General features: G+C 70.9%; 18 protein-coding genes and 1 pseudogene. 8 read left to right on the forward strand and 11 right to left on the reverse strand.

Translation table 11 applies throughout. The features are described 5' to 3' along the window. On the forward strand, window positions 1-742 hold a 742-nt coding region (locus tag TR46_RS19835; RefSeq protein WP_042403082.1), incomplete at its 5' end, for an AraC family transcriptional regulator. Between the two features lie 491 nt (window positions 743-1,233). Here the strand turns inward: TR46_RS19835 and TR46_RS39620 are convergent. From TR46_RS39620 to TR46_RS19845, 3 genes and pseudogenes are all read right to left on the reverse strand, one after another. Then, window positions 1,234-1,470: pseudogene (locus TR46_RS39620) on the reverse strand (MBL fold metallo-hydrolase); the annotation flags it as partial. An 8-nt stretch (window positions 1,471-1,478) separates the two neighbouring features. Continuing rightward, a complete protein-coding gene (gene pqqA / locus TR46_RS38895) occupies window positions 1,479-1,589 on the reverse strand; it encodes a pyrroloquinoline quinone precursor peptide PqqA (RefSeq protein ID WP_063770628.1) in 111 nt (36 codons plus the stop codon). A 72-nt stretch (window positions 1,590-1,661) separates the two neighbouring features. Then, entirely contained in the window at window positions 1,662-3,842 is a 2,181-nt protein-coding gene (locus tag TR46_RS19845) for an outer membrane protein assembly factor BamB family protein (protein WP_084718742.1), read from the reverse strand. 170 nt (window positions 3,843-4,012) lie between these two features. On the opposite strand from TR46_RS19845, the gene TR46_RS19855 reads away from it, so the two are divergent. Continuing rightward, window positions 4,013-5,062, forward strand: a complete 1,050-nt coding sequence (locus TR46_RS19855) for a ThuA domain-containing protein (protein ID WP_201776427.1) — start codon at window positions 4,013-4,015, stop codon at window positions 5,060-5,062. An 89-nt stretch (window positions 5,063-5,151) separates the two neighbouring features. Here TR46_RS19855 and TR46_RS19860 read toward each other — a convergent pair whose 3' ends face one another. The 6 genes from TR46_RS19860 to TR46_RS19885 form a co-directional block, all read right to left on the reverse strand. Continuing rightward, window positions 5,152-5,895, reverse strand: coding sequence for an ABC transporter ATP-binding protein (locus tag TR46_RS19860; RefSeq protein ID WP_201776428.1), 744 nt, complete (start codon window positions 5,893-5,895; stop codon window positions 5,152-5,154). Beyond that, entirely contained in the window at window positions 5,892-7,772 is a 1,881-nt protein-coding gene (locus tag TR46_RS19865; RefSeq protein WP_042403090.1) for a branched-chain amino acid ABC transporter ATP-binding protein/permease, read from the reverse strand. Before TR46_RS19865 ends, TR46_RS19860 begins: the two co-directional genes overlap by 4 nt. Then, window positions 7,769-8,638 (reverse strand): branched-chain amino acid ABC transporter permease, encoded by an 870-nt coding sequence (locus tag TR46_RS19870; RefSeq protein ID WP_042403091.1) that lies wholly within the window; start codon window positions 8,636-8,638, stop codon window positions 7,769-7,771. Before TR46_RS19870 ends, TR46_RS19865 begins: the two co-directional genes overlap by 4 nt. 77 nt (window positions 8,639-8,715) lie before the next feature. Continuing rightward, the gene (locus tag TR46_RS19875; protein WP_042403094.1) at window positions 8,716-9,876 is read right to left on the reverse strand and encodes an ABC transporter substrate-binding protein; all 1,161 of its coding nucleotides are present in this window, start codon (window positions 9,874-9,876) and stop codon (window positions 8,716-8,718) included. 32 nt (window positions 9,877-9,908) lie between these two features. Beyond that, a complete protein-coding gene (locus tag TR46_RS19880) occupies window positions 9,909-11,672 on the reverse strand; it encodes a thiamine pyrophosphate-binding protein (protein WP_042403096.1) in 1,764 nt (587 codons plus the stop codon). Beyond that, on the reverse strand, window positions 11,672-13,144 hold the full coding sequence (locus TR46_RS19885; RefSeq protein ID WP_042403098.1) for an aldehyde dehydrogenase family protein: 1,473 nt from the start codon (window positions 13,142-13,144) through the stop codon (window positions 11,672-11,674). Before TR46_RS19885 ends, TR46_RS19880 begins: the two co-directional genes overlap by 1 nt. 122 nt (window positions 13,145-13,266) lie before the next feature. On the opposite strand from TR46_RS19885, the gene TR46_RS19890 reads away from it, so the two are divergent. Genes TR46_RS19890 through TR46_RS19905 form a run of 4 tightly spaced genes read left to right on the forward strand, consistent with a single transcriptional unit; the run spans window position 13,267 to window position 17,050 of the window. Then, a complete protein-coding gene (locus TR46_RS19890) occupies window positions 13,267-14,031 on the forward strand; it encodes an IclR family transcriptional regulator (RefSeq protein WP_042403100.1) in 765 nt (254 codons plus the stop codon). Between the two features lie 20 nt (window positions 14,032-14,051). Continuing rightward, window positions 14,052-15,227, forward strand: a complete 1,176-nt coding sequence (locus TR46_RS19895; protein WP_042403102.1) for a CaiB/BaiF CoA transferase family protein — start codon at window positions 14,052-14,054, stop codon at window positions 15,225-15,227. Next, window positions 15,224-16,084: a citryl-CoA lyase gene (locus TR46_RS19900; RefSeq protein WP_084718743.1), complete on the forward strand. Its 861-nt coding sequence runs from the start codon at window positions 15,224-15,226 to the stop codon at window positions 16,082-16,084. The genes TR46_RS19895 and TR46_RS19900 overlap by 4 nt, the downstream gene beginning before the upstream one ends. Before the next feature lie 54 nt (window positions 16,085-16,138). After that, window positions 16,139-17,050, forward strand: a complete 912-nt coding sequence (locus TR46_RS19905) for a shikimate dehydrogenase (RefSeq protein ID WP_042403105.1) — start codon at window positions 16,139-16,141, stop codon at window positions 17,048-17,050. On the opposite strand, the gene TR46_RS19910 is transcribed toward TR46_RS19905, so the two are convergent. Together TR46_RS19910 and TR46_RS19915 are read right to left on the reverse strand one after the other, a co-directional pair. After that, the gene (locus TR46_RS19910; RefSeq protein WP_042403107.1) at window positions 17,035-17,697 is read right to left on the reverse strand and encodes a TetR family transcriptional regulator; all 663 of its coding nucleotides are present in this window, start codon (window positions 17,695-17,697) and stop codon (window positions 17,035-17,037) included. The two genes, TR46_RS19905 and TR46_RS19910, sit on opposite strands and share 16 nt — an antisense overlap. Window positions 17,698-17,765: 68 nt before the next feature. Next, window positions 17,766-19,607 carry a sugar phosphate isomerase/epimerase and 4-hydroxyphenylpyruvate domain-containing protein gene (locus tag TR46_RS19915; RefSeq protein WP_042403110.1) on the reverse strand — a complete coding sequence of 614 codons (1,842 nt, stop codon included), beginning with the start codon at window positions 19,605-19,607 and terminating at the stop codon, window positions 17,766-17,768. A gap of 380 nt (window positions 19,608-19,987) precedes the next feature. Between TR46_RS19915 and TR46_RS19920 the strand changes: the two genes are divergently transcribed. Together TR46_RS19920 and TR46_RS19925 are read left to right on the forward strand one after the other, a co-directional pair. After that, window positions 19,988-21,028 carry an NAD(P)-dependent alcohol dehydrogenase gene (locus TR46_RS19920; protein ID WP_042403115.1) on the forward strand — a complete coding sequence of 347 codons (1,041 nt, stop codon included), beginning with the start codon at window positions 19,988-19,990 and terminating at the stop codon, window positions 21,026-21,028. Window positions 21,029-21,238: 210 nt separating this feature from the next. Beyond that, window positions 21,239-21,658, forward strand: coding sequence for an RNA-dependent RNA polymerase family protein (locus TR46_RS19925; protein ID WP_042403117.1), 420 nt, complete (start codon window positions 21,239-21,241; stop codon window positions 21,656-21,658). Window positions 21,659-21,723 lie beyond the last annotated feature (65 nt).

Here is a 21,723-nt window from a genome sequence, read left to right on the forward strand (position 1 = left end):
ATCCGAGAACGACCCACCGGTCGCGCTCGGGCCGGGTGACACCGTACTGGTCCCTTCCGGCGCCGACCACGGGCTGGCCTCCGCACCACGGCCGTTACGGGGACTGCTGCCGGTCCAGTCGGGGACAACGCAGCCGGCGGCCACCGCCGCCGACTTCGAGTTCCTCTGCGGCGCATACCGGCTTGACCCAGCCCTGGCTGTACACCCCTACCTGGCCGCCCTGCCGGATCTGATCGTGGTGCCGTCGAACGGGCTACGCGATCCGGCGGTGGCCCTGCTCGACGAACACGAAGCCGACGGACCGGGTATCGACGCGATCCGCTACGCACTTCTGGACCTCATGCTGGCAAATACCCTGGGCCGGTGGCTTGACGTAGCTGATTGGCCCGCGACATCGGATCCGAAGGTCACTGCGGCGGTTGGTGCGATCGAGGTCAGTCCAGGCACTCGCTGGACGGTCGAAGGGCTGAGTCGCGCGGCGGGTATGTCCAGGGCTACTTTTACTCGGCGATTTGCCGCGGCAGTCGGCCAGCCTCCAGCAACATACCTGCTGACTCGCCGTCTCGCCCATGCCGCCCGTCTGCTCCGCGACACCGACGCACCGCTGGCCGCAATCGCCCGGCAGACCGGATATTCCACCGAGTCCGCTCTGGCCGGGGCCTTCCGCCGCGAGTTCGGCATGGCACCCGGCGCATTCCGTCGTGCCCAGTCCCCGCAGCGGGAGCAGGAGCAGGCTCATTGAGCTGGCTCGTCCGGCGCTGATCGCCGTCGACGAGAGCCAGATGCGGGAACAGGACTGACAGCAGTTCAGGAACTTGATCCCCCACCTTGGAGGACTACCCAGAGACTGTCCTTTTCACGGAAAGTGTCGAAGAGCCAGAACGAACTCTCCCTTGACACACGGTCCTGTGGTGCGCTGATGGAAGAGGTCATGGTCGCCTTCCTGATGCCCCTGCGAGGACGCTGCCGGTGATCTCCAGTTCCCGCTCGGCCGCTTCACGTCTGACGGCCGGGGCGCGCGGGTCGGAGTGCACCCTATTGCGTGGGCACGGCGTCGAGTACGGTGCGCGAAACCCGGACCGGGGCGGACCGGACCAGTCCTGCCAGCATCGCCTGGTAGCGGTCGCTGATGTAGACCTGGCGGACCTGGTCGCGAACACGGTCGAAGGGCGGTGTGGTCACACCGGTGCCGCTGGTGGTGGTGCTGGTGTGCTGCCCCTGCTGGAAGGCGGTGACGGGGGTGTCGCGGGTGCCGGCCGCGGGGTGCAGATCGGTGCAGCTTTCGATCTGCTCGCCGAGGTCGGGGGTGGCGTTGACGAGGTACCAGCGGCCGGAGTTGGTGCGGGCAGCGAGGCTGGCGTGCCGGCGGCGGCGCTGGGGGTGGGCGCGTGCCCCGGTGCAGCCGGGGCACGCGCAGTTCCACTGGGGCAGTCCGCCGCCGGCTGCTGTGCCGAGGATGCGCAGCAGCACGGCGGGGATCAGCGGGTGCTGAGGGCGTAGGAGGTGATTTCGAGTCCGGTGTCGATGATCTCGAAGTCGGGTGTCTGCCAGGGGGTGGCGGGGCTGGTGGTGGTGTCCTGGGTGTTCATGGGGGCTTCCCTTCAGGCGTGGGGTTCACGGGCGTGCGGGTTCACGGGGCCCGGGACCGGCACGGTGGTCGGTCAGCTGACCACGATCTTGCCGGTGGACTGGGGGAACACCGGGTCGTTGTAGAAGTACTCGCCGGCGGTGGTGAAGGTGTGGGTGAAGGTCTGGCCCGGCATCAGCAGTCCGGTGTCGAACTCGTTCTCGAAGAACGAGACGGCGCCGTGGGCGTTGGCGTTGGTGGCCGGGTTGGTGAAGGTGACGGTGGTGCCGACGGGCACGGCGAGGTGCTGCGGGGCCATCGCGCCGGTGGAGACGGTGTTCTCGGCTGTGCCCGGGGTGCTGGTGGAGCTGGACCAGGTGCGGCCCAGGGTGACGGTGTTGTTGGCGGTGGCGCCGGTCACCGCCGCCGCGTTGATGTCGTTGCGGGCCTTGGGCGGGGTCGGGGTGGCCGCGGGAGCGACCGTGCCGCCGATCTTGAAGGCCCACAGGTGGTCGCCCTTGGGGATGTCGGGGTAGGGCAGGCCGTTGCCGCCGGCGAAGATCGCGATGTACTGCTCGCCGTCGATCTCGTAGCTGATCGGGCAGGTGTTGGCGCCGGCACCGCACTGGAAGGTCCACAGTTCCTCGCCGGTGGTGTCGTCCAGGGCGCTGAGGACACCGTCCAGGCTGCCGCGGAACAGCAGCCGGCCGGCGGTGCTGAGGAAGCCGGTGCCGTGGGACAGGGCGGTGGGGTGGTCCCGGCGCCACACCACGGTGTTGCTGCGCGGGTCAACGGCCGCGAAGCCGCCGCTGTTGTACTGGCCCAGGGGGCGCGAGGTGTTGACGCGGCCGCCGTCGGCATTGGAGTAGGAGGAGTTGATCAGGCCGTAGCCGACGTAGACCAGCCCGGTGGACTCGCTGAAGGAGTAGGCGCCCCAGTCCGCTCCCCCGCCGGCGCCGGGGTACAGGATGGTGGCCCGGTCCCAGTGCGGGGTGAACACCGGGCCGGTCGGATAGAAGGGCACCGGCCGGGTGGTGTCGCCGATGCTGGGGTACTGCTGGGGCACGAACGGCTCGCCGCCGGGGAACGGCTGGGTGGGCCAGGTCAGCTGCTCGGCCTGCTGGGGCACCGGGCGTTCCTCGATGCCGTGGATGCCCTCGCCGGTGTGGCGGTCCAGGATGTAGAACATTCCCACCTTGCTGCCGTAGACCACGACTTTGCGGTTCTGGCCCTTGACGCGCAGGTCCAGCAGGAGCGGGGACATGACGTTGTCGAAGTCCCAGATGTCGTGGTGCACCGACTGGAAGTGCCATTTGCGCGTGCCGGTCTTGGCGTCCAGGGCCAGCAGGCAGTTGGCGAACAGGTTGGTGCCCTTGCGGCTGGAGCCGTCGGTGCGCGGATAGGGGTTGCCGAAGGCCCAGTAGACGGTGCTGGTGTCGGGGTCGACGGCCGGGTGCAGCCAGCAGACCGCGCCGCCGGTCTGCCAGCTGTCGCCGGCCCAGGTGTCGTTGCCGAACTCGCCGGTGCCCGGCGCGCTCCAGAAGGTCCAGACGAGCTTGCCGGTGGCCGCGTCCAGGGCGTAGGCGCGGCCGCGGGCTCCGGCGGTGCTGCCCTGCATGCCGACGTAGACCAGTCCGTCCCAGTGGACGACCGCGCCGGCCAGGGTGCCCACGGTGCCCCCGCACTCACCGCCGCTGCCAGGGCCGCAGCCGCCGGTGCCGCCGCCGCCGGTGCCGCCCTCGTTGAGCAGCTGGGTCTGCCAGACCACGGCGCCGGTGTGCTGGTCCAGCGCGTAGAGGATGTTGGCTCCGGATGCGGAGAACACCAGGCCGCCGCCCAGGGCGACGCCGCGCATGTTCGTGGTGCTGGTGCCCAGGTTGGTCTTCCACTTGACCGAGCCGGTGCGGCCGTCGACCGCGAACACGTTCTGCTGGGTGGTCTGCACGTAGAGCACGCCGCCTTGGACCACGGCGGTGCTCTGCTGGGGCTGCTTGGTGCTGCCGCCCTCGAGGTTGGTGTGCCAGGCGCCGCCCAGCTTGGTGACGTTGCGTCGGTTGATCCCGGTCAGGGTCGAGTAGTTCTTGTTGCCGAGGTCCCCGCCGACCTTGGGCCAGTCGCGTCCCGCGGCGGCCAGCGGCAGCGGCTGGTCGGGGACGGGCGTGGCCAGGACGGGGCCCTGCTGGGTGGTCGCGCTCGCCTGGGTGGCGGTGGCCACGGCCGCGGTCGCGGTCGCCGCCGTCACCGCCGCCCCTGTCAAGAACCGGCGTCTCTCCATGGGTTCCGTGCCCTCCTGAGTGGAAGCAGGTGCGATGGACCGCCTGTCAGACCTACGGTTCCATCAGATGGACGAAAGCTAGCCGGAGTTGACCGGTGCGACAAGACTTCCGCACCCAGATCTGTTGGACTACCGTGACCGCGGATGCCCAGTCAATCAGAATGGGCTTGATGGTCCACCAGATGGACCAACTCTCCTGGGAGGGCTGTACACCGGTGAACGCAAACCTGAGCAGACTGCGATCAAGACTCCGGGCCAGGCGCGGCACGGGGCTGCTCGCGCTGATCGTCGCCATGGTCACCGTCGCCTCGATGGCACTGTCCGGCGGTGCCGCCACCGCCGGCGGCGGCACCGGCACCGCCTTCTACGCGCACGGCGTGGACCCGCAGTTCGGGGTGTGCCGCGGCGTGGACCCGTCCTGCTACCACAACTGGTACAACTTCGACCCGGCCAAGAACGGCTACCACGTGCTGGTCTTCACCAAGACCGCCGGACCGCGCCACGCCGACCTCGGCCCGGCGCTGGGCGCGGGCCTCGACCCGACGCTGACGGCCGCCAACGCGGTCCAGAACGGCATGATCCGGCTGGGCCGGCAGAACGGCTTCTCGGTCGACTGGACCGAGGACACCAGCGTGTTCGCCAGCCCGGCCACCCTGTTCAAGTACAACGCGATCCTCTTCTTCACCTCCCGCACCGCCCTGGACGACGCCGCGCAGTCCTCGCTGCGCATATACATGGAGGGCGGCGGCGCCTTCATCGGTGTCCACAACGCCTTCGGCACCGAGTACAACTGGAACTGGTACCTGGGACTGCTGGGCAACGCCCAGCTCTACGACCACGGCCCGGTGCAGACCGCGACCGTGGACCTGACCACCCGTCACGACAGCTCCACCAGCTCGCTGCCCTCCTCCTGGACCGGCGAGGACGAGTGGTACAACCTGACCACCGAGCCCACCGGTGTGCGGGTGCTGGCCACCGTCAACGAGAAGTCCATGCCGACCGACCCGCCCACCGGCTACTACGGCAGCCCCGGCATGGGCGGCGACCACCCGGTCGCCTGGTGCCAGTACTACGACGGCGGCCGGGCCTGGCTGACCACCATGGGACACGACGCCGGCGACTGGGCCGCCGACTCCACCTACCCCGGCGCGCAGCAGTTCCAGAAGCTGCTCGTGGGCGGCATCAAGTCCGCGATGGGCGAGACCAGCTTCTGCAAGTAGCCGGCCCGACCCGGGCAGACCCTTCGGCCCGGCCCCCGCGGGGGCCGGGCCGAACCGCCGCTGAACCACCCGGCTGCAGGGCGTGCGGTTCACAGTCCCAGGTAGCTGCGCCGCACCCGCGGATCGGCACGCAGCTCCGCGGTGGCGCCCTGCATCACCACCTCGCCGTTCTCCATCACCAGGCAGCGGCCGGTGGCGCCGAAGGCCAGTTCCGCGTTCTGCTCCACCAGCAGCAGGCTCAGCTTCGAGGCGCGCAGCCGCAGCAGGATGTCCAGGATCTCGTCGACCAGCTTCGGCGAGAGACCCATCGAGGGCTCGTCCAGCAGGACCAGGGTGGGCCGCGCCATCAGAGCCCGGCCGATGGCCAGCATCTGCTGCTGGCCCCCCGACAGCGCGCCCGCGGGCCGGGACCGCATCTGGTGCAGCACCGGGAACTGCTCGTAGACCTCTCCCAGGGCGCCGTCGCCGGCCGTGCGCCATCCGCGGCTGTAGGCGCCCAGCAGCAGGTTCTTCTCCACCGGCAGCCCGGGGAAGACATGGCGGCCCTCGGGGACGTAGCCGATGCCGTGCCGCACCATGTCGCGGGCCGCCACCTTGCCCAGGTCGCGCTCGCCCAGGCGGATCGACCCCGCCGCGCGCGGCACCAGGCCCATCAAAGCTCGCAGGGTGGAGGTCTTCCCGGCGCCGTTGGCGCCGATGATGCCCACCGCCTCGCCGGGGGCCACGCTCAGGCTCACCGAGCGCACCGCCTGCACACCGCCGTAGCGCACGCACAGGTCTTCCACGGTGTAGGCCAGCGCCTGGGTCGGCGCCGGTGTCCGATGCTTGATCACGAGGGTTCCTCCGACGGGGTGGTGACGGGCTGTTCCTGTCCGGCGCGGTCCGCGGCGGCGCGGCCCAGGTAGGCCTCGATCACCTGCGGGTCGGCTGCCACCTGCGCCGGGGAGCCGTGGGCGATGACGCGGCCTGCGGCCAGCACGGTGACCTGTTCGCACAGCGACATCACCAGGCCCATGTCGTGCTCGATGATCACCACGGTGGTGCCGCTGTCGCGGATGGACTTGACGATCTCCACCAGCTGGGCCTTCTCGGTGCCGTTGAGTCCGGCGGCCGGTTCGTCGAGCAGCAGCAGTTGCGGGGACCCGGCCATGGCACGGGCCAGTTCGACCCGGCGCTGGATGCCGTAGGGCAGGGCGTAGGGGATGGCGCCGGCGAAGGCGGCCAGCCCGAAGCGGTCCAGCAGGGCGTCGGCCTGGCGGCCCAGATCGCGCTCCCCGCGCCAGACTCCCACCGGCCACAGCACGTAGCGCCAGGCCCAGCGGGTGGGGCTGCGGTCCAGTGCGGCCAGCAGGTGCTCGCGCACCGTCAGCCGGCGGAACAGCCGCAGGTTCTGGAAGGTGCGGGCCAGCCCAAGGTGGGCCAGGCGGTACGGGCGCATCCCGCCGATCTGGCGGCCCTGCAGGGCCACGGTTCCCGCCGAGGCCCGGTAGAGCCCGCTGATGATGTTGAACAGGGTGGTCTTGCCCGAGCCGTTGGGCCCCACCACCCCGCGGATCTCGCCGGCGCGCACCTGCAGCGAGACCTCGCTGAGGGCGACCAGGCCCTTGAACCGCATGGTGATGGCGTCCAGTTGCAGCAGCGTCCCGGCGTCCGGGCGCGGTTCGGCGGGCGGATAGGGCCGGAAGGGGCCCACCGTGGCGGACTCGGGGCCAGGTGCGCGGCGCTGGAGTGCGGTGCGCAGCCGGTGCGGTACCCCGGCCAGTCCGGTGGGGGCGAACACGACCATCAGGACGACCACGGCGCCGTAGCCGAGTTGGGCGTAGGTGGACAGGTCGGTGAGCTCCTCCTGGACCGCCGACAGGGCCAGGGCGCCGACCACGCAGCCCCACAGGCTCTGCCGGCCGCCGATGACGACCATGGCCAGCAGCAGGAACATCTCGGTGATGCTGAAGGTCTCCGGGGCCACGAAGCGGATCAGTCCGGCGTACAGCACTCCGGCGACCCCGCCGTACACTCCGGCCAGCAGGAACGCGGTCATCCGCAGCACCGGGATGCGCGCGCCCAGGGAGCCTGCGGCCAGCGAGTCGTCGCGCATGGCGCGCATGCGCCGCCCCAGCCGGGTGCGCACCACGAACAGGCCGAACGCCAGGGCGGCGACGAAGGCCAGCAGTTCCACGTAGTAGTAGAGGTAGTCGTTGGTCAGGTCGACACCGCCCAGCGGGGGCACCGGGATCCCGGACAGGCCCGAGCCGCTGCCGGCCAGCGGGGCGTTGGTGACCCAGTTCAGGAACGCCAGCGACAGGCCCAGGGTGACGATGCCCAGGTAGTGGGACTGCACGCGCAGCGCGGGCAGTCCGATCAGCAGCCCCATCAGCGCCGCTGCCGCCACGGCAAGGACGGCGGCCGGCCAGAACGCCATGTGCTCCTGGGTGGTGAGTATCGCGGTGGTGTAGGCGCCGACTCCCATGAAGGCGACCTGGGCGAGATTGATCTGTCCGGCGATGCCCATCACCAGGCCCTGGCCGATGGCCAGGATCGCGAAGACCAGGGCGGTGTCCAGGACGTGCATGTCGTAGCCGCCCAGGCCGTAGGGCAGCAGCCAGGCCAGCACGGCCAGCACCAGGTAGCCGGCGGGGCGGCCCAGCCGGCGCAGGTCCGGGCGGCGCAGAACGGCGGCGCGGCGTTGCAGGGGTTGCAGGTCGGAGGTCATGCGCGCACCACGGTCCTCTCGCCGAACAGGCCGGTGGGGCGGATCATCACCAGGACCGCGAAGACGGTGAAGGTGACCAGGTCGGAGTAGCCGTGGAAGTGCCCGGCGGAGAATGAGCTGATCAGGCCGATGACCACGCCGCCGACCACCGCGCCGGGGATGCTGCCGAAGCCGCCGAGGATGGCGGCGGCGAAGCCGTCGATGCCGATGGAGCCGCCCATGGTCGGGCTGACGTACAGCAGCGGGCCCACCAGCGCGCCGGCCAGGGCGGCCAGGCCGGCGCCGATGGCGAAGGCGATCGCGTTGCTGCGTCCGACGTTGATGCCCACCGCGGTGGCCGCGTCGTAGTCCATGGCGACGGCCTGCATGGCCACCCCGCGCCTGGTGCGCTCCAGGAACAGCGACAGGGCGACCATGGCCACCAGCGCCACAGCCGTGACCACCAGGTCGTAGCTGGGGATGCTGGCGCCCAGCAGGTGCAGCGGCGCGGTCTGCACCGGGGAGGGGACGGCGCGTCCGGTGGCGCCCCAGACCAGGGTGGCCAGCGCCTCCAGGACGATGCCGAAGCCGATGGTGCCGATCAGCATGAGGTCGAAGTCCTTGCCCTCCAGGGGGCGCAGCATGCGCTCGATGACCAGGCCGATCAGTGCGGTGACCACGATGGCGGCCGCCGCGGCGGCGGCGAAGGGCAGGTGCTCGGTCATGGTGAAGGTGGAGGCGACGTAGGCGCCCACCATCAGGACGTCGGCGTGGGCGAAGTTGACCAGGCCCATGGTTCGGTAGACCAGGGCGAAGCCGAGCGCGACCAGCGCGTAGACGGCTCCCAGGCTCAGGCCGCCCACCAGTGTCTGCAGGAAGACTTGCATCGGTCCCTTCCGGGGTGGGGGCCGCCCGGCCGGTGTGGGGCCGGGCGGCGGTGTTCAGTGGGTGGGGTGGCGGTCTGTCAGCCGATAGCGGTGAGCTGGCCGTTCTTGATGACGCCGATCTTGGTGGCGAAGATGCCGACGCCGGTGCTGTCGTAGGCGAAGTCGCCCAGCAGGCCCTGGTAGTGGGTGGCGCGGATCGCGTCGGCGAGCTTGGCACCGGTGGCCGCGTTGCTGGTCTTCAGGGCGGTGAGCAGGATCTCGGTGCCGTCGTAGGCCTTGGCGCCGTGCAGTTCCGCGGTGGTCTTGTAGGCGGCCAGGTAGGCGGCGGCGAAGGCCTTGGACGCGTCGGAGGTGTCGTTGCTCAGGTAGGGGGAGCTGACGATGGTGTTCTCCGCGTTGGCGGCCCCGGCGGTGTTCACGTAGACGGGGGTGCCCTGGGGTGCGCTGCCGGCGAAGGGGGCGGTGATGCCCAGGGAGCGGGCCTGCTTGACGATCAGTCCGGCTTCGACCTCCTCGGAGCCGATGAACACCACGTCGGGGTTCTTCTGCTTGATGGTGGTCAGTGCGGCGCTGAAGTCGGTCTGCGAGGTGGTGACGACCTGGTCGGTCAGCGGGGTGATGCCGCGCTTCTTGAGCTCGGCCAGGAAGGCGTCGTGCTCGCCCTTGCCGTAGGAGCCGTTGTTGGTGATCATTGCGATCTTCTTCAGGCCCTTGGTGTCGATCACGTACTTGGCCAGGGTGGCGTCGTAGGTGGTGCTGGTGGGTCCGTTCAGGAACACGAACGGGTCCCCGCCGGCGGTCAGGGCGTTGGACTGGCCGGAGGTGATGTTGGGTATGCCGGCGGCCTTCAAGGTGGGCTCCATGGCCACGGTGACCCCGCTCTCGGCGGTGCCGATCATCGCGATGTAGCCCTCGCCGGCCAGCTTGCTGGCCAGGTTGGTGCCCACGGTCGGGTCGCCCTGGTCGTCGAAGAGGGTCAGGGCGATCTTGCGGCCGTTGATGCCGCCCCGGGCGTTCCACTGGTCCACGGCCAGCTTGGCACCCTTGTACTCCCAGCCCCCCAGGGCGCTGTTCTGGCCGCTCTGCGCGTCGACGACGGCGATCTTGAGGTCGCCCGTGGCGGCGGAGCCCTGGCCGGTGGTGGTCTTGGCGCCGGGAGTGGAGCACGCCGCCAGCGCGACCAGCGCGGCCAGACCGGTGCTGAGGGTGAGGACGCGGCGTACTGGTGATGCTGACATGGAGTCACCTCGGTGGTGGAGGGAAGGGAGGGTCACGCGAATCTGCCGTGGTAGATGTCCTTGATGTTCCAGTGGCCCGGGGTGGGCACCGGGGTGTTGACCATCGGTACGTCCAGTACCGCCGGCCGGCGGCGTTCGACGGCGGTGCGCAGGGCCTTGGCCAGGTCCTCGGGTGCGCCGATGCGGTGCCCCTCGGCTCCGCACGCCTGGCCCAGCGCGGCGAAGTCGGGGGTGTAGGGGTTGCCCTGCGGGTCGCGGAACTCGCAGCCGAACCCGGAGGTGAAGTTGGCCTGCTGCAGGTCGGCGATGGTGCCGTGGGCGCTGTTGTTCATCACCACGAACAGCACCGGGGCGCCCTGCTCGACGGCCATGGGGACCGCGGGCAGCTGCGCGCTCATGCCGCCGTCGCCGATCAGGGCGACCACGGTGCGCTCCGGCAGGGCGAGTTGGACCCCGACGGCGGCTGCCGGTCCGAAGCCCATGGTGGAGGAGCCGCCGGGGGTGATGAATCGGCCTTCGGGCGGCAGGTCGTAGCACTGGGCGACGCCGTTCTTGTTCCAGCCCACGTCGGTGACCAGGATCGCGTCGGGCGGCAGCGCCTCGCGCAGGTCGGCGAGGATGCGTTCCGGCGCCATCGGGAACGCATCGCTGCGGCCGCGCTCGCAGGCGCCCTCGAAGACCTCGGCGCGCGAGGCGGCGATGTCCTCGCGCAGGCCGGGGCGGCGCACCGGATCGGGGCGTAGAGCACGTACGGCCTGGTCGATGGCGGTGACGGCGGCGGTCGCGTCGGAGACCGCGCCGATGTGCACCGGGTAGTTGCGGCCGATCTCCTGCGGGTCGATGTCGATCTGGACCAGCTTGGCGGGCGGGAAGGCCCAGGTGTAGCGGGGGTCCCAGGAGCTGGAGTCGGTCTCGGCGAAGCGGGTGCCCAGGGCCAGGACGACATCGGCCTCGCGGGTCTGCCGGTTGGCCAGTTCGCTGCCCCAGAAGCCGGTGATGCCCAGCAGCAGCGGGTGGCGGTCGGGCAGGGTGCCCTTGCCCATCAGCGAGTGGGCCACCGGCAGGTCCAGGTGCTCGGCCAGGGACAGCAGGGCCTGGCGTCCGGCCGGTCCGCGCAGGCCGCCGCCGAGGTAGACCAGCGGGCGCTGCGCTGCGACGAGCAGCTCGGCGATGCGGGTAGCGGTGTCCGGGGCCAGGACCGGGGCGGCGCTCTCGCGCACCAGGGGGTGCGCGTCGGCCAGGTCGGCCGCGATGTCCCGGTTCAACAGGTCCATGGGGATGTTCAGCAGTACGGCGCCGGGGCGCCCGCTGGTCGCGGTCCAGAAGGCGCGTTCCAGGAACCTCGGCAGGTCCTCGGCCCGGTGGGCGCTCCAGGCGCGTTTGACGAAGGGTCGGAAGATCGCGGTCTGGTCGGCGTCCTGGTGGAGGTTGACCTCCTGGTGCGGGCCGCGGCCGTGGTAGTAGCTGGGGATGTCGCCGCTGATGGCGATCAGCGGCACCGAGTCGAAGCCGGCCGAGGCGACTCCGGTGACGGCGTTCATCAGGCCCGGGCCCACATGGGTGAGCAGCACGCCGGGCTTGCCGGACGCGCGGGCGTATCCGTCGGCGGCGTGGGCGGCGGCCTGCTCGTGGCGGGCGATGACGAAGCGGATGCTGCTGCGGGAGATGGCGTCCAGCAGGGCGATGTTGGAGTGGCCGCAGGTGCCGAAGACGGTATCGACTCCGTAGGACTCAAGCTGGCGGGTCAGCACCTCGGCGGCGCTGCGCAGCCCGGTGCCGGTGGTGGTGCGCGTCATCAGTTATCCCCCCAGATGGACAGGTCGCGCAGGACGAGGGTCTTGACCACGGTGAAGTCGTCGATCATCCAGCGCGGGGACTCGCGGCCGATGCCGGAGTCCTTGACGCCGCCGAAGGGCAGGTGGTCCAGGCGGAAGTTGGAGGAGCCGCCCACCACCAGACCGCCGACCTCCAGTTCGCGCCAGGCGGTGAAGGCGCGGCGCAGGTCCTTGGTGAACAGTCCGGCCTGCAGTCCGAAGCGCCCGACGTTGCACAGCGCCAGGACGTCATCGAAGGAGTCGTAGGGCGACACGGCGACCAGGGCGCCGAAGACCTCCTGGACCACGACCTTGGCGTCGGCGGGCGGGGCGGCCACGACGGTGGGGGCAGCGGTGGCGTGCTCGCGGGTGCCCCCGCACAGCACCGTGGCGCCGGCACGGGCGGCCTCGGCGGCCCAGCTGACCACGCGTTCGGCGGCCTCCTCGGTGACCATGGCGCCGACGTCGGTGTCCGGGTCCAGCGGGTCGCCGACCTTCAGCTGCTGGACCTGCTTGGTGAAGGCGTCCAGGAACGGCTGGTAGACCGCGCGCTGGACGTAGACACGCTGCACCGAGATGCAGCTCTGGCCGGAGTTGCTGTAGCCGGTGCGGGCGCAGACCGCGGCCGCGTGCTCGACGTCGGCGTCCTCGCAGACGATGGTGGCGGCGTTGCCGCCCAGCTCCAGCACGGTGCGGCGCGGTCCGGCGGCCCTGGCGACAGCGGCGCCGGCGGCCGAGGAGCCGGTGAAGCTGATGACGTCCACCCGCGGGTCGGCGCACAGCGCGGCGCCGACCTCGACTCCCCCGTGCAGGATCTGCACGGCCGCCGGCGGCATGCCGGCGTCCAGCAGCAGTTGCACGACGGCGTTGGAGACCGCGGGGGCCTGCGGCGGGGGCTTGACCAGGGTGGTGTTGCCGGCGGCGAAGGCCGCGCCGACCTTGTGGGCCAGCAGGTTGGCCGGGGCGTTGAAGGGGGTGATGGCCAGGGCCACCCCGGCCGGGGCGCGGTAGGTCAGCGCGGTGTTGCCCACCCCGCGCTCCCAGCCGGCCACCGGCAGTACCTCGCCGCCCAACCGGCGTGCCTCGGCGGCGCACACTGCGAAGGTGTCGGCCACGCGCAGGATCTCCCCGCGCCCGTCCTTGACCGGCTTGCCCAGCTCCAGGGCCAGCAGGCGGGCCAGCTCGTCGCGGCGCTCCAGCGCCAGCGCCGAGGCGCGTTCCAGGACGGCGGCGCGGCTGGCGGGGGCCAGTGCGCCGATGGTCCGCACCGAAGCGCGGGCGTAGGCCAGCGCCTCGTCGATCTCCTCAGGAGTGGTCGCATGGGCCCGACTGACGGTCCGTCGAATGTACGGACCAGTTCGGTCAACCCAGGACCCGTCATGCCTCCAGACGCCAGATATCAGTGCTGGAGCGGCGATTGGGTCGGTCGGCGGGGATGCTTCAGGCTCAGGCATAAGAACTCCGAAATACCGCTAGACGGATCAGATGGACCGCTGTGCAGACTCCGAGTACGGTACTGTTCGACAAGACGCCCGACAAGGATCGGACCGGAAAAGTTACGGGTGGTGGTTGAGCTTTGAGCACCGAAGACGCACAGGGAGTCCGCAGCGTCCAAAGGGCGCTGGACATCCTGGAGTTGCTGACCGAGGACCGCCCCTCGGTCACCCTGCGCGAGATCGTCGAGGCCACCGGACTGGCCAAGACGACCGTCCTGCGGATCGTGCAGACGCTGGAGCAGAACGGCCTGCTGTGGGCCTCGGCCGGTGGCTACACCGCCGGGCCGGGACTGTGGCGCTGGGCCCATCTGGCCAAGCACAGCTGGGAGTTGCCCCCCGAGACCCGCAAGGTGATCCGGGACCTGGCAGCCCAGCTGCGCGAGACGGTCAACCTCTACATGGTTCGCGGGGTGCACCGGGTGGTGGTCGCCCAGCAGGAGAGCCCGCAGCCGCTGCGGCATGTGGTCCACGTCGGCGACGAACTGCCGCTGTGGGTCGGCGCATCGGCCAAGGTCCTGCTCCGGGGCGCCTCCGAGGCCCAGCTCACGCGGGTCGCCCGGTCCTCCCCCTATGGCGAGGGGCACGTGCGGCGGCTGCGCGAGTGGGTCGAGGAGGCGGCCCACGCGGGCTGGGCGGTCAGCCACGGCGAGCGCGAGGAGGGCCTGTCGGCGGTCGCGGTGCCGATCCACTCCCGCACCGGCGCGGTGGTGGCGGCACTGACGCTCAGCGGCCCGAGCGTGCGCTTCACCGACGAGGCGGTAACACGCTTCGCTGCGGAGCTGACCGTCGCGGCCCAGCATGTCTCAGAGCGTGGATTCGACCACCCCCTCGCTGCGGCGATGTGACAGAAGGAGGAGCAGGCGACATGCGGCTTCGGCCCTTGAACGGCATACGAGTCCTCGATCTGACTAATGTACTATCCGGTCCGTACTGTAGCTACCAGCTCGCGCTGATGGGTGCCGAAGTCGTCAAGGTCGAGGTCCCGGGCCAGGGCGACCTGGCCCGGCGCCTGGGCGCGGACCCCGAGCTGAACGCCCACGGCATCGGCGCCTCCTTCCTGGCCCAGAACGCCGACAAGAAGTCCCTGGAACTGGACCTGAAGGACCCTCAGGACCGCCGGTCCTTCGAGGAGCTGGTGCGCGGGGCGGACGTGCTGGTGGAGAACTTCCGCGCCGGGGTGCTGGCGCGGCTGGGCTACGACTGGCCGGACCTGCAGGCGCTGAACGCCGGACTGGTCTACTGCGCCATCTCCGGCTTCGGGCAGACCGGGCCCATGAGTGCCGCGCCCGCCTACGACCAGGTGATCCAGGGCCTGTCCGGGATGATGAGCATCACCGGCACCCCGGAGACCGCGCCGCTGCGGGTCGGCTTCCCGGTCAGCGACACCCTGGGCGGCCTGGTGGGGGCGATGGCGGTGTGCGCCGCCCTGGCCGACCGGGCCCGCGGCGGACCCGGTCGCTTCATCGATGTGTCGATGCTGGAGGCCTCGGTCTCGGCGATGGGCTGGCCGGTCTCCAACTACCTGGTCTGCGGGGTGGAACCGGAGCCGATGGGCGACCAGAACGCCACTGCTGCCCCTTCGGGCAGCTTCACCGCCGCCGACGGACCGCTGAACATCGCTGCCAACCAGCAGCAGCAGTTCGAGACGCTGTGCACCCTGGTCGGGCGCCCCGACCTGGCGACCGACCCGCGGTTCGCCGAGCGCGAGAGCCGCAAACTGCACCGCAGCGAACTCAACGCCGAACTCAACGCGGCCCTGGGGCAACAGGACGCGGCCCACTGGGAGCAGCTGTTGACCGCCTCCGGGGTGCCCGCCGCCCGGATCGCCACCGTGGCCCAGGCCCTGGCCCTGGACCAGCTGCGGCACCGCGGCTTCCTGTCCGAACTGCCCTACCCCGACGGCTCGGACCGCGTGCTGCGGGTGTGCGGCAACGGCGTCCAGCTCGACGGCCGGCCGCTGAGCCCGCTCACACCCCCACCCCTGCTGGGCCAGCACAACGCCGAACGCGGCGAACTGACCTCCCGCTGGCTCGCCTCATGACCGCCCCGCCCGCCGGCCACGGACCCTGCGACCGCGAGCCGGGCGATCACGGTCCCGGCGACGGGGACCGCAAGGCCGCCGACTGGTGGACCACCTCCGTGTCGCGGATGGCGCCGGGCGTGGTCGAGCTGCGCGGCCACCCGGTCCAGGAACTGATCGGCAGCACCGGCCTGTGCTCGGTGATCTGGCTGATGCTGCGCGGCACCCTGCCCACCCGGGCCCAGGCGGACCTCCTGGAGGCGGCCCTGGTCGCCGGGGTGGACCACGGTCCGCAGGCACCCTCGATCGCCATCGCCCGCATGGCCGCCACCTGCGGCGTGGGGCTGAACAGCGCGGTCGCCAGCGCGGTGAACGTACTCGGCGACAGCCACGGCGGCGCCGGCCAGGAGTGCGTGCTGCTGCTGCAGGACATCTGCGACCTGACCGACCAGGGAGCGGAGTTGAACGCCGCCACCGAGCAGGTCGTGGCCCGCTGGCGCGAGCACAGCCGCTACCTGCCGGGCTTCGGCCACCGCTTCCACCCGCGCGACCCGCGCCGCGACCCGCTGCTCGCGCTGGTCGACGCCGCCACCGACCAGGGCGTGGTGCCCGGCCGCCACCTGCGCGCCGCCTGGGCCGTGGAGCGGGCCCTGAACCGCGGGCGCTCGCGCCCGGTGCCCATGAACATCGACGGCGCCACCGCGGTCATCTACGCCGAACTGGGCTTCCCCGCCCCGCTGGCCCGGGGCCTGTTCGTGCTCAGCCGCAGCGTCGGGATCCTGGCGCACGCCTGGGAGGAGAGCCAGTCCGGGGTGCGCAACAAGGGGCCCATCCCCCGCGACGTCCTGCCGACCTACGCCGGACCGACTCATGGATAAGTAACTAACTAGTCCATACAATTGGCGTGCCGTCACGTCACGTAAGGGGACTCGATGCCGCAGCCGACCCAGCGCTCGTACCTGACCGGTCTGATGGGTTCGGGCATCGGTCCCTCCCTCAGCCCCGCACTGCACCAGCGCGAGGCCGACCGGCACCGCATCCGCCTAGTCTACCGGATCCTGGACATCGACGGACACGGCGAGCCGGCCGCCGCCGTCGCCGAGTTCATGCGCGCCGCACGCACCCTGGGATTCGACGGACTGAACGTCACCCACCCCTGCAAACAACTGGTGATCGAGCACCTGGACGCACTGTCGCCCACCGCCGCCGCCCTGGGCGCGGTCAACACCGTGGTCCTGAAGGGCGACCGGGCCGTCGGCCACAACACCGACGCCGCCGGCTTCGCCAACTCCTTCGCCCGCCACCTGCCCGGCGCCCCCACCGGGCGCGTCGTCCAACTGGGTGCCGGCGGCGCGGGCGCGGCCGTCGCCCACGCACTGCTCACCCTGGGCTGCGGCACCCTGCAGCTCCTGGACACCGACCCGGACCGCTCCGCCCGGCTCGCGGACGCCCTGACCCAGCACTTCGGCGCCGACCGGGCGCAGGTGCTGGACCGCGCCCGGCTGCCCGCCGCGCTGGACGCCGCCGACGGCCTGGTCCACGCCACCCCGACGGGCATGGCCGCCCACCCCGGCACCCCGCTGCCCACCCGACTGCTGCACCCCGGTCTGTGGGTGGCCGACATCGTCTACCGCCCGCTGGAGACCGAGCTGCTGCGCGACGCCCGCGCCCTTGGCTGCCGCACTCTGGGTGGCGGCGGCATGGTCGCCCTGCAGGCAGCCGACGCCTTCGAGCTGTTCACGGGCCTGGCGGCGCACACCGAGCTGATGCTCGCCGACCTGGCCGAACTGACCGGGCGGTCCGACGCAGGAAGTCCCGACACCGGGCTTCAGGAAGCAGGCTGACGCTCCGTGAGATAAGCGATGATCATGTCTCCGAGCATCCCGCGGTAGTACTCCCGCCGCTGCGGATCCACCAGGTCGCGGCCGAACAGCGTGCCGAAGGTGTACCGGTTGGCCACCCGGAAGAAGCAGTAGGAGCTGATCATCGCGTGCAGGTCCACCGCGTCCACCTGCGCGGTGAACACCCCCTGCGCCCGGCCGGCCTCCAGGATCGGGCCCAGCACCTCGATCGCCGGGGAGTTCAAGGTGCTCAGCATCTGCGAGGCCACCATGTGCTCCGCCTCGTGGATGTTCTCGATACTGACCAGGCGGATGAAGTCCGGGTGCGCTTCGTGGTGGTCGAAGGTCAGCTCCACAAGCCGCCGGATCGCCGAGACCGGGTCCAGGTGAGCCACGTCCAGCTCCTGTTCCTTGACCCGGATCTCCAGGTAGGCGCGCTCCAGCACCGCGGTGAACAACTGCTCCTTGCCGCCGAAGTAGTAGTAGATCATGCGCTTGGTGGTCCGGGTCCGGGCCGCGATCTCGTCCACCCGCGCCCCGGTGTAGCCCAGGCGCGCGAACTCCGCGGTGGCCACGTCCAGGATCTCGGCCCGCGTGCGCTCGGCGTCGCGGACGCGCTTGACGGCGGTGCTGTTGCCGATGTCGGCCATGCTGCTCCTCGGTCCGGCGGTCCGGCGGTGCCCCAGTGTACGACCCACCGCGGGCCGGACCGGGCCGGCTACTCGCCTCCGGGACGGCCCATCGTGTGGGCCTGCGCGCGCTGGGCCGCAAGGCGCACCGGGGCGTTGACCGCACCGTAGCCGCGATAGCCGCCGCTGCGCTCGACCAACTCGAAGCTGATCCGCCCCACCGCCGGGGTGTAGCAGTGCCGGAACTCGCCGTACTGGTCGCGGTCGTACAGCAGGTCGAACCGCCGCAGCCGCTCCAGTTCCCCGGCAGGGAATTCCAGACGCGCCCGCAGGTCCTCGTAGTAGTTGTCGGGTACCGCCAAGGTGGCCAGCCCCTGCTCGTGCAGCCGGGCCACCACGGCCGCCACGTCCGACACGGCCAGCGCGATGTGCTGCGGGCGGCCGTCCTCGTGGTCAGGGCCGGGTGCGGCGTTCAGCGCGATCCGCAGCAGCGAGCTGCCTGGACCGGAAGCTGCCCGGCTGCGGTACAGCCCGTAGGGGTCCGCCAGGTCCAGGCTCTCCTGCAGTTGCAGGCCGAGAACGGCCGGGTAGAACAGCGCGGCCTCGTCGAAGCGGTGCCAGGGCTGGGTGAGCGCGACATGGTCGACACCGGTCACCAGCGCCGCCGCCGCAGCTCCGGCCTCGGGCTGCTCCCTTGGCGGCGGGAAGTCCAGGCGCCAGTTCGCCCGGCCCGGCCGGCCGGTGGCGCAGAAGAACAGCTCGGTGCCGTCCGGTGCGGCCACCGCGTTCAACGCCACGTCGTCAGGCGCCCGAAGGCGCGGCAGTTCCGGTGCCAGCACCGCCTGCGCGCGCCGCACCGCCGCGTCGGGGTCCGGGCTCTCCAGGCCCAGCGCCGCCACCTGCGCGGTGCCACCAGCAGCGGCGGCCGCCGGACCTGCCGCACTGTTCAGCAGGACCCGAGCGCCGGCCCGCTCCCACAGGTCCACCGGCTTGCCGCCCCGGTGCCGACCGCTGCGCTCGAACCCCAGGCCCACCAGCAGTGAGCGCAGCGGCTCCGGGTCGGTGGCCGCCAGCTCCGCGAAGGCGAATCCAGTCGGAACCACCGTCGTCGGCAGTTCGGCACGGCCGATCGCCTCTTCCACCATCAGCAGCGAGCGCAGTGCGTCCACCGCCGTTGGTCCCGCGTCCGCCTGCCGGAACACGTCGTTGAATACCTCCAGCGACAGCGGCCCCGCGTACCCGGCCTCCACCGCAGCGCGCGCCACCCCGGCCACATCCAAACCACCCTGCCCCGGGAAGCAGCGGTAGTGCCGGCTCCACTGCAGCACGTCCATCGCCGTCAAAGGCGCGTCGGCCAACTGCAGGAAGAAGATCTTCTCTCCGGGGATCGCCGCGATGCCCTTCGGGTCTCCCCCGCGCGCCAGGATGTGGAAACTGTCCAGGCAGGTCCCCAGCCCCTGATGGTCCGCCAGTTCCACAATCCGCCAGGCGTGCTCGAAGGTACTGACGTTGCGCCCCCACGCCAGCGCCTCATAGGCGATCCGGATCCCGTGCTCGGCGCCGCGCTCGGCCAGCAGCCGCAACTGCTCCGCAGCAAGCGCGTCATCGTCCCGCGACAGCGCGGACACCGACGAGCACACCAGCAGCAGATCCGCTCCCAGCCGCTCCATCACCTCGAACTTCGCCTCCGCGCGGCGCAGGTTCCGGGCGAGTTGCTCGTCCTCCTCCCCTTCGAAGTCCCGGAACGGCTGGTACAGGTCGATCGACAGCCCCAGATCCGCCGCCCGCTGCCGCACCTCGTGCGGACTCAGCCGGCTCGCCAGCAGGTCTGTCTCAAAAACCTCCACCCCGTCAAAACCCGCCGCCGCAGCCGCAGCCAGCTTCTGAGACAACGAACCGCTCAACGACACCGTCGCAATCGTCCTACGCATCTCCGCCTCCCAGCGGCCAGGCCACCGCGCCCCGCACCGACCCCGCTCCAATAATGTACGGACTAGTTAGTTTTCTACACCAGTACGAACACCCACGGAACCCAAACGGCAGTGCAACAGCGGACACTGCGGCCACGCGGCGACTTGACTCGCCGCACTCGCGGATGATGACTTCCTTTCAGGTCACGCGCTGTCGGCGGGCAGCGCCGGGTAGTCGGTGTAGCCGCGGTGCTCGCCGCCGTAGAAGGCGGCCGGATCGGGGGTGTTGCAGGGGCCTCAAGCCAATGTTCGCACTGATGCGTACATGGGCTACAGTGAAGATCCCACGCCCGGCCGGGAACAGGCAGCCGGGCGCGCAACCCCGCAAGGAGAATCACGGCATGACCACTGTTGCCGCGTACGCCGCACCCGCCGCCCACGCTCCGCTGCAGCGCACCACCATCGAACGTCGTGCGGTCCGCGAGTTCGACGTGCTGATCGACATCAAGTTCGCCGGCATCTGTCACACCGACATCCACCTGGTCCGCGAGGGCTGGGGCGAGGCGACCTTCCCCATGGTCCCGGGCCACGAGATCGCGGGCGTCGTCTCCGAGGTCGGCCCTGGCGTGACCAAGTACAAGGTCGGCGACCGCGTGGGCGTCGGCTGCATGGTCGACTCCTGCCGCGAGTGCGACAACTGCAAGGCCGGCCAGGAACAGCACTGTGCACGGGGGGCCGTCCAGACGTACAACGCCATCGGCCGTGACGGCGAGATCACCTACGGCGGCTACGCCACGCACGTCGTCGTCGACGAGAACTTCGTCGTCCGTATCCCCGACGGGCTGCCCCTGGACGCCGCCGCGCCGCTGCTGTGCGCAGGCATCACCACGTACGCGCCGCTCAAGCAGTGGGGCGCGGGACCCGGCAAGAAGGTCGCCGTGGTCGGCCTGGGCGGCCTCGGCCACGTGGGCGTCAAGATCGCACACGCGCTCGGCGCGGAGGTCACGGTCCTCTCCCAGTCGCTGCGCAAGAAGGACGACGGCCTGAAGCTGGGTGCCGACCACTATTACGCGACCAGCGACCCGAAGACGTTCGAGGAACTCGCCGGCTCCTTCGACCTCATCGTCTCCACGGTGTCGGCGCCGCTGGACCTGGGTGCCTACCTCAGCCTGCTGAGGACCGGCGGCGCCCTGGTGAACGTGGGCGTCCCGGAAGAGCCCATCACCTTCCACCCGTTCTCCCTCATCGGCGGCAACAAGATCCTCGCCGGATCGATGATCGGCGGCATCCCCGAGACCCAGGAGATGCTGGACTTCTGTGCCGAGCACGGAATCGGTGCCGAGATCGAGCGGATCGCCGCCTCCGAGATCAACGAGGCGTACGAGCGGGTACTGGCGAGCGATGTGCGGTACCGGTTCGTGATCGACACGGAGACCATCTGAGCCTCGACCGATAGGCCCTGGCGCGTGATCCGCCAGGGCCTTTGGCATGTAGCCGTACGTCGCCCCAGCAGCCACAGAGGAAACGACCCCGGGACGGACGACGCGAGCGTCCCGACCGGAATCTCCACCGGGGCAGCAATGTGTCGGCGAGATCGGCGGGCATGGCGAAGAACACGCTGACGCGTTGGCGGGCGAGGCGGAGGAGCGCTCGTGCGTGGGATCCTGTCCGCGCTGCTGGCCAACATCGCCCTCTCCACCCTCGACGAGCACTTCGCGGAGGCCTGGCAGAGCTACGGCTCCGACCATCAGCGCACCGCGCGTCGCAGCCGCGGCCTGCCCGTCTGGCGCCCGGTCCGCTACGCGGACGACTGGGTGGTCATGGTGTCCGGCACACGTGAGCACGCCGAGGCACGGCAGGCCAAGGCCGAAGCGGTCCTGGCCCCCATGGGCTCATACCTGTCGCAGGCCAAGACACAGGCGATCCACATCAACGAAGGCCGCGGCTTCCCGGGCGGGCGCATCCAGCGCCGACGGAAGCGGGGCACTGACCGGCAGTGCTGGGAGAGTGCGAAGATCTGGGGCAGTTCCCTTCCGGGGCCGAGCGTGCTGCTTATGGCGGAGCCTTTCTGATGCGGGTGACGGGCTGAGGGATCGCCTCCCCAGGAGGGGCGGGCGAAGCGCCCCGAGGGCCGGGT

The organism is Streptacidiphilus carbonis, assembly GCF_000787775.1.
GTDB lineage: Bacteria > Actinomycetota > Actinomycetes > Streptomycetales > Streptomycetaceae > Streptacidiphilus > Streptacidiphilus carbonis.

Coding starts and splice junctions, on each gene's coding strand:
- TR46_RS19870 (WP_042403091.1), bottom strand. CDS start 8,638: ATGCAAGTCTTCCTGCAGACACTGGTGGGCGGCCTGAGCCTGGGAGCC.
- TR46_RS19920 (WP_042403115.1), top strand. CDS start 19,988: ATGACCACTGTTGCCGCGTACGCCGCACCCGCCGCCCACGCTCCGCTG.
- TR46_RS19895 (WP_042403102.1), top strand. CDS start 14,052: ATGCGGCTTCGGCCCTTGAACGGCATACGAGTCCTCGATCTGACTAAT.
- TR46_RS19845 (WP_084718742.1), bottom strand. CDS start 3,842: ATGGAGAGACGCCGGTTCTTGACAGGGGCGGCGGTGACGGCGGCGACC.
- TR46_RS19865 (WP_042403090.1), bottom strand. CDS start 7,772: ATGACCTCCGACCTGCAACCCCTGCAACGCCGCGCCGCCGTTCTGCGC.
- TR46_RS19875 (WP_042403094.1), bottom strand. CDS start 9,876: ATGTCAGCATCACCAGTACGCCGCGTCCTCACCCTCAGCACCGGTCTG.
- TR46_RS19885 (WP_042403098.1), bottom strand. CDS start 13,144: ATGCCTGAGCCTGAAGCATCCCCGCCGACCGACCCAATCGCCGCTCCA.
- TR46_RS19905 (WP_042403105.1), top strand. CDS start 16,139: ATGCCGCAGCCGACCCAGCGCTCGTACCTGACCGGTCTGATGGGTTCG.
- TR46_RS19900 (WP_084718743.1), top strand. CDS start 15,224: ATGACCGCCCCGCCCGCCGGCCACGGACCCTGCGACCGCGAGCCGGGC.
- TR46_RS19880 (WP_042403096.1), bottom strand. CDS start 11,672: ATGACGCGCACCACCACCGGCACCGGGCTGCGCAGCGCCGCCGAGGTG.
- TR46_RS19855 (WP_201776427.1), top strand. CDS start 4,013: ATGGTCCACCAGATGGACCAACTCTCCTGGGAGGGCTGTACACCGGTG.
- TR46_RS19910 (WP_042403107.1), bottom strand. CDS start 17,697: ATGGCCGACATCGGCAACAGCACCGCCGTCAAGCGCGTCCGCGACGCC.
- pqqA (WP_063770628.1), bottom strand. CDS start 1,589: ATGAACACCCAGGACACCACCACCAGCCCCGCCACCCCCTGGCAGACA.
- TR46_RS19915 (WP_042403110.1), bottom strand. CDS start 19,607: ATGCGTAGGACGATTGCGACGGTGTCGTTGAGCGGTTCGTTGTCTCAG.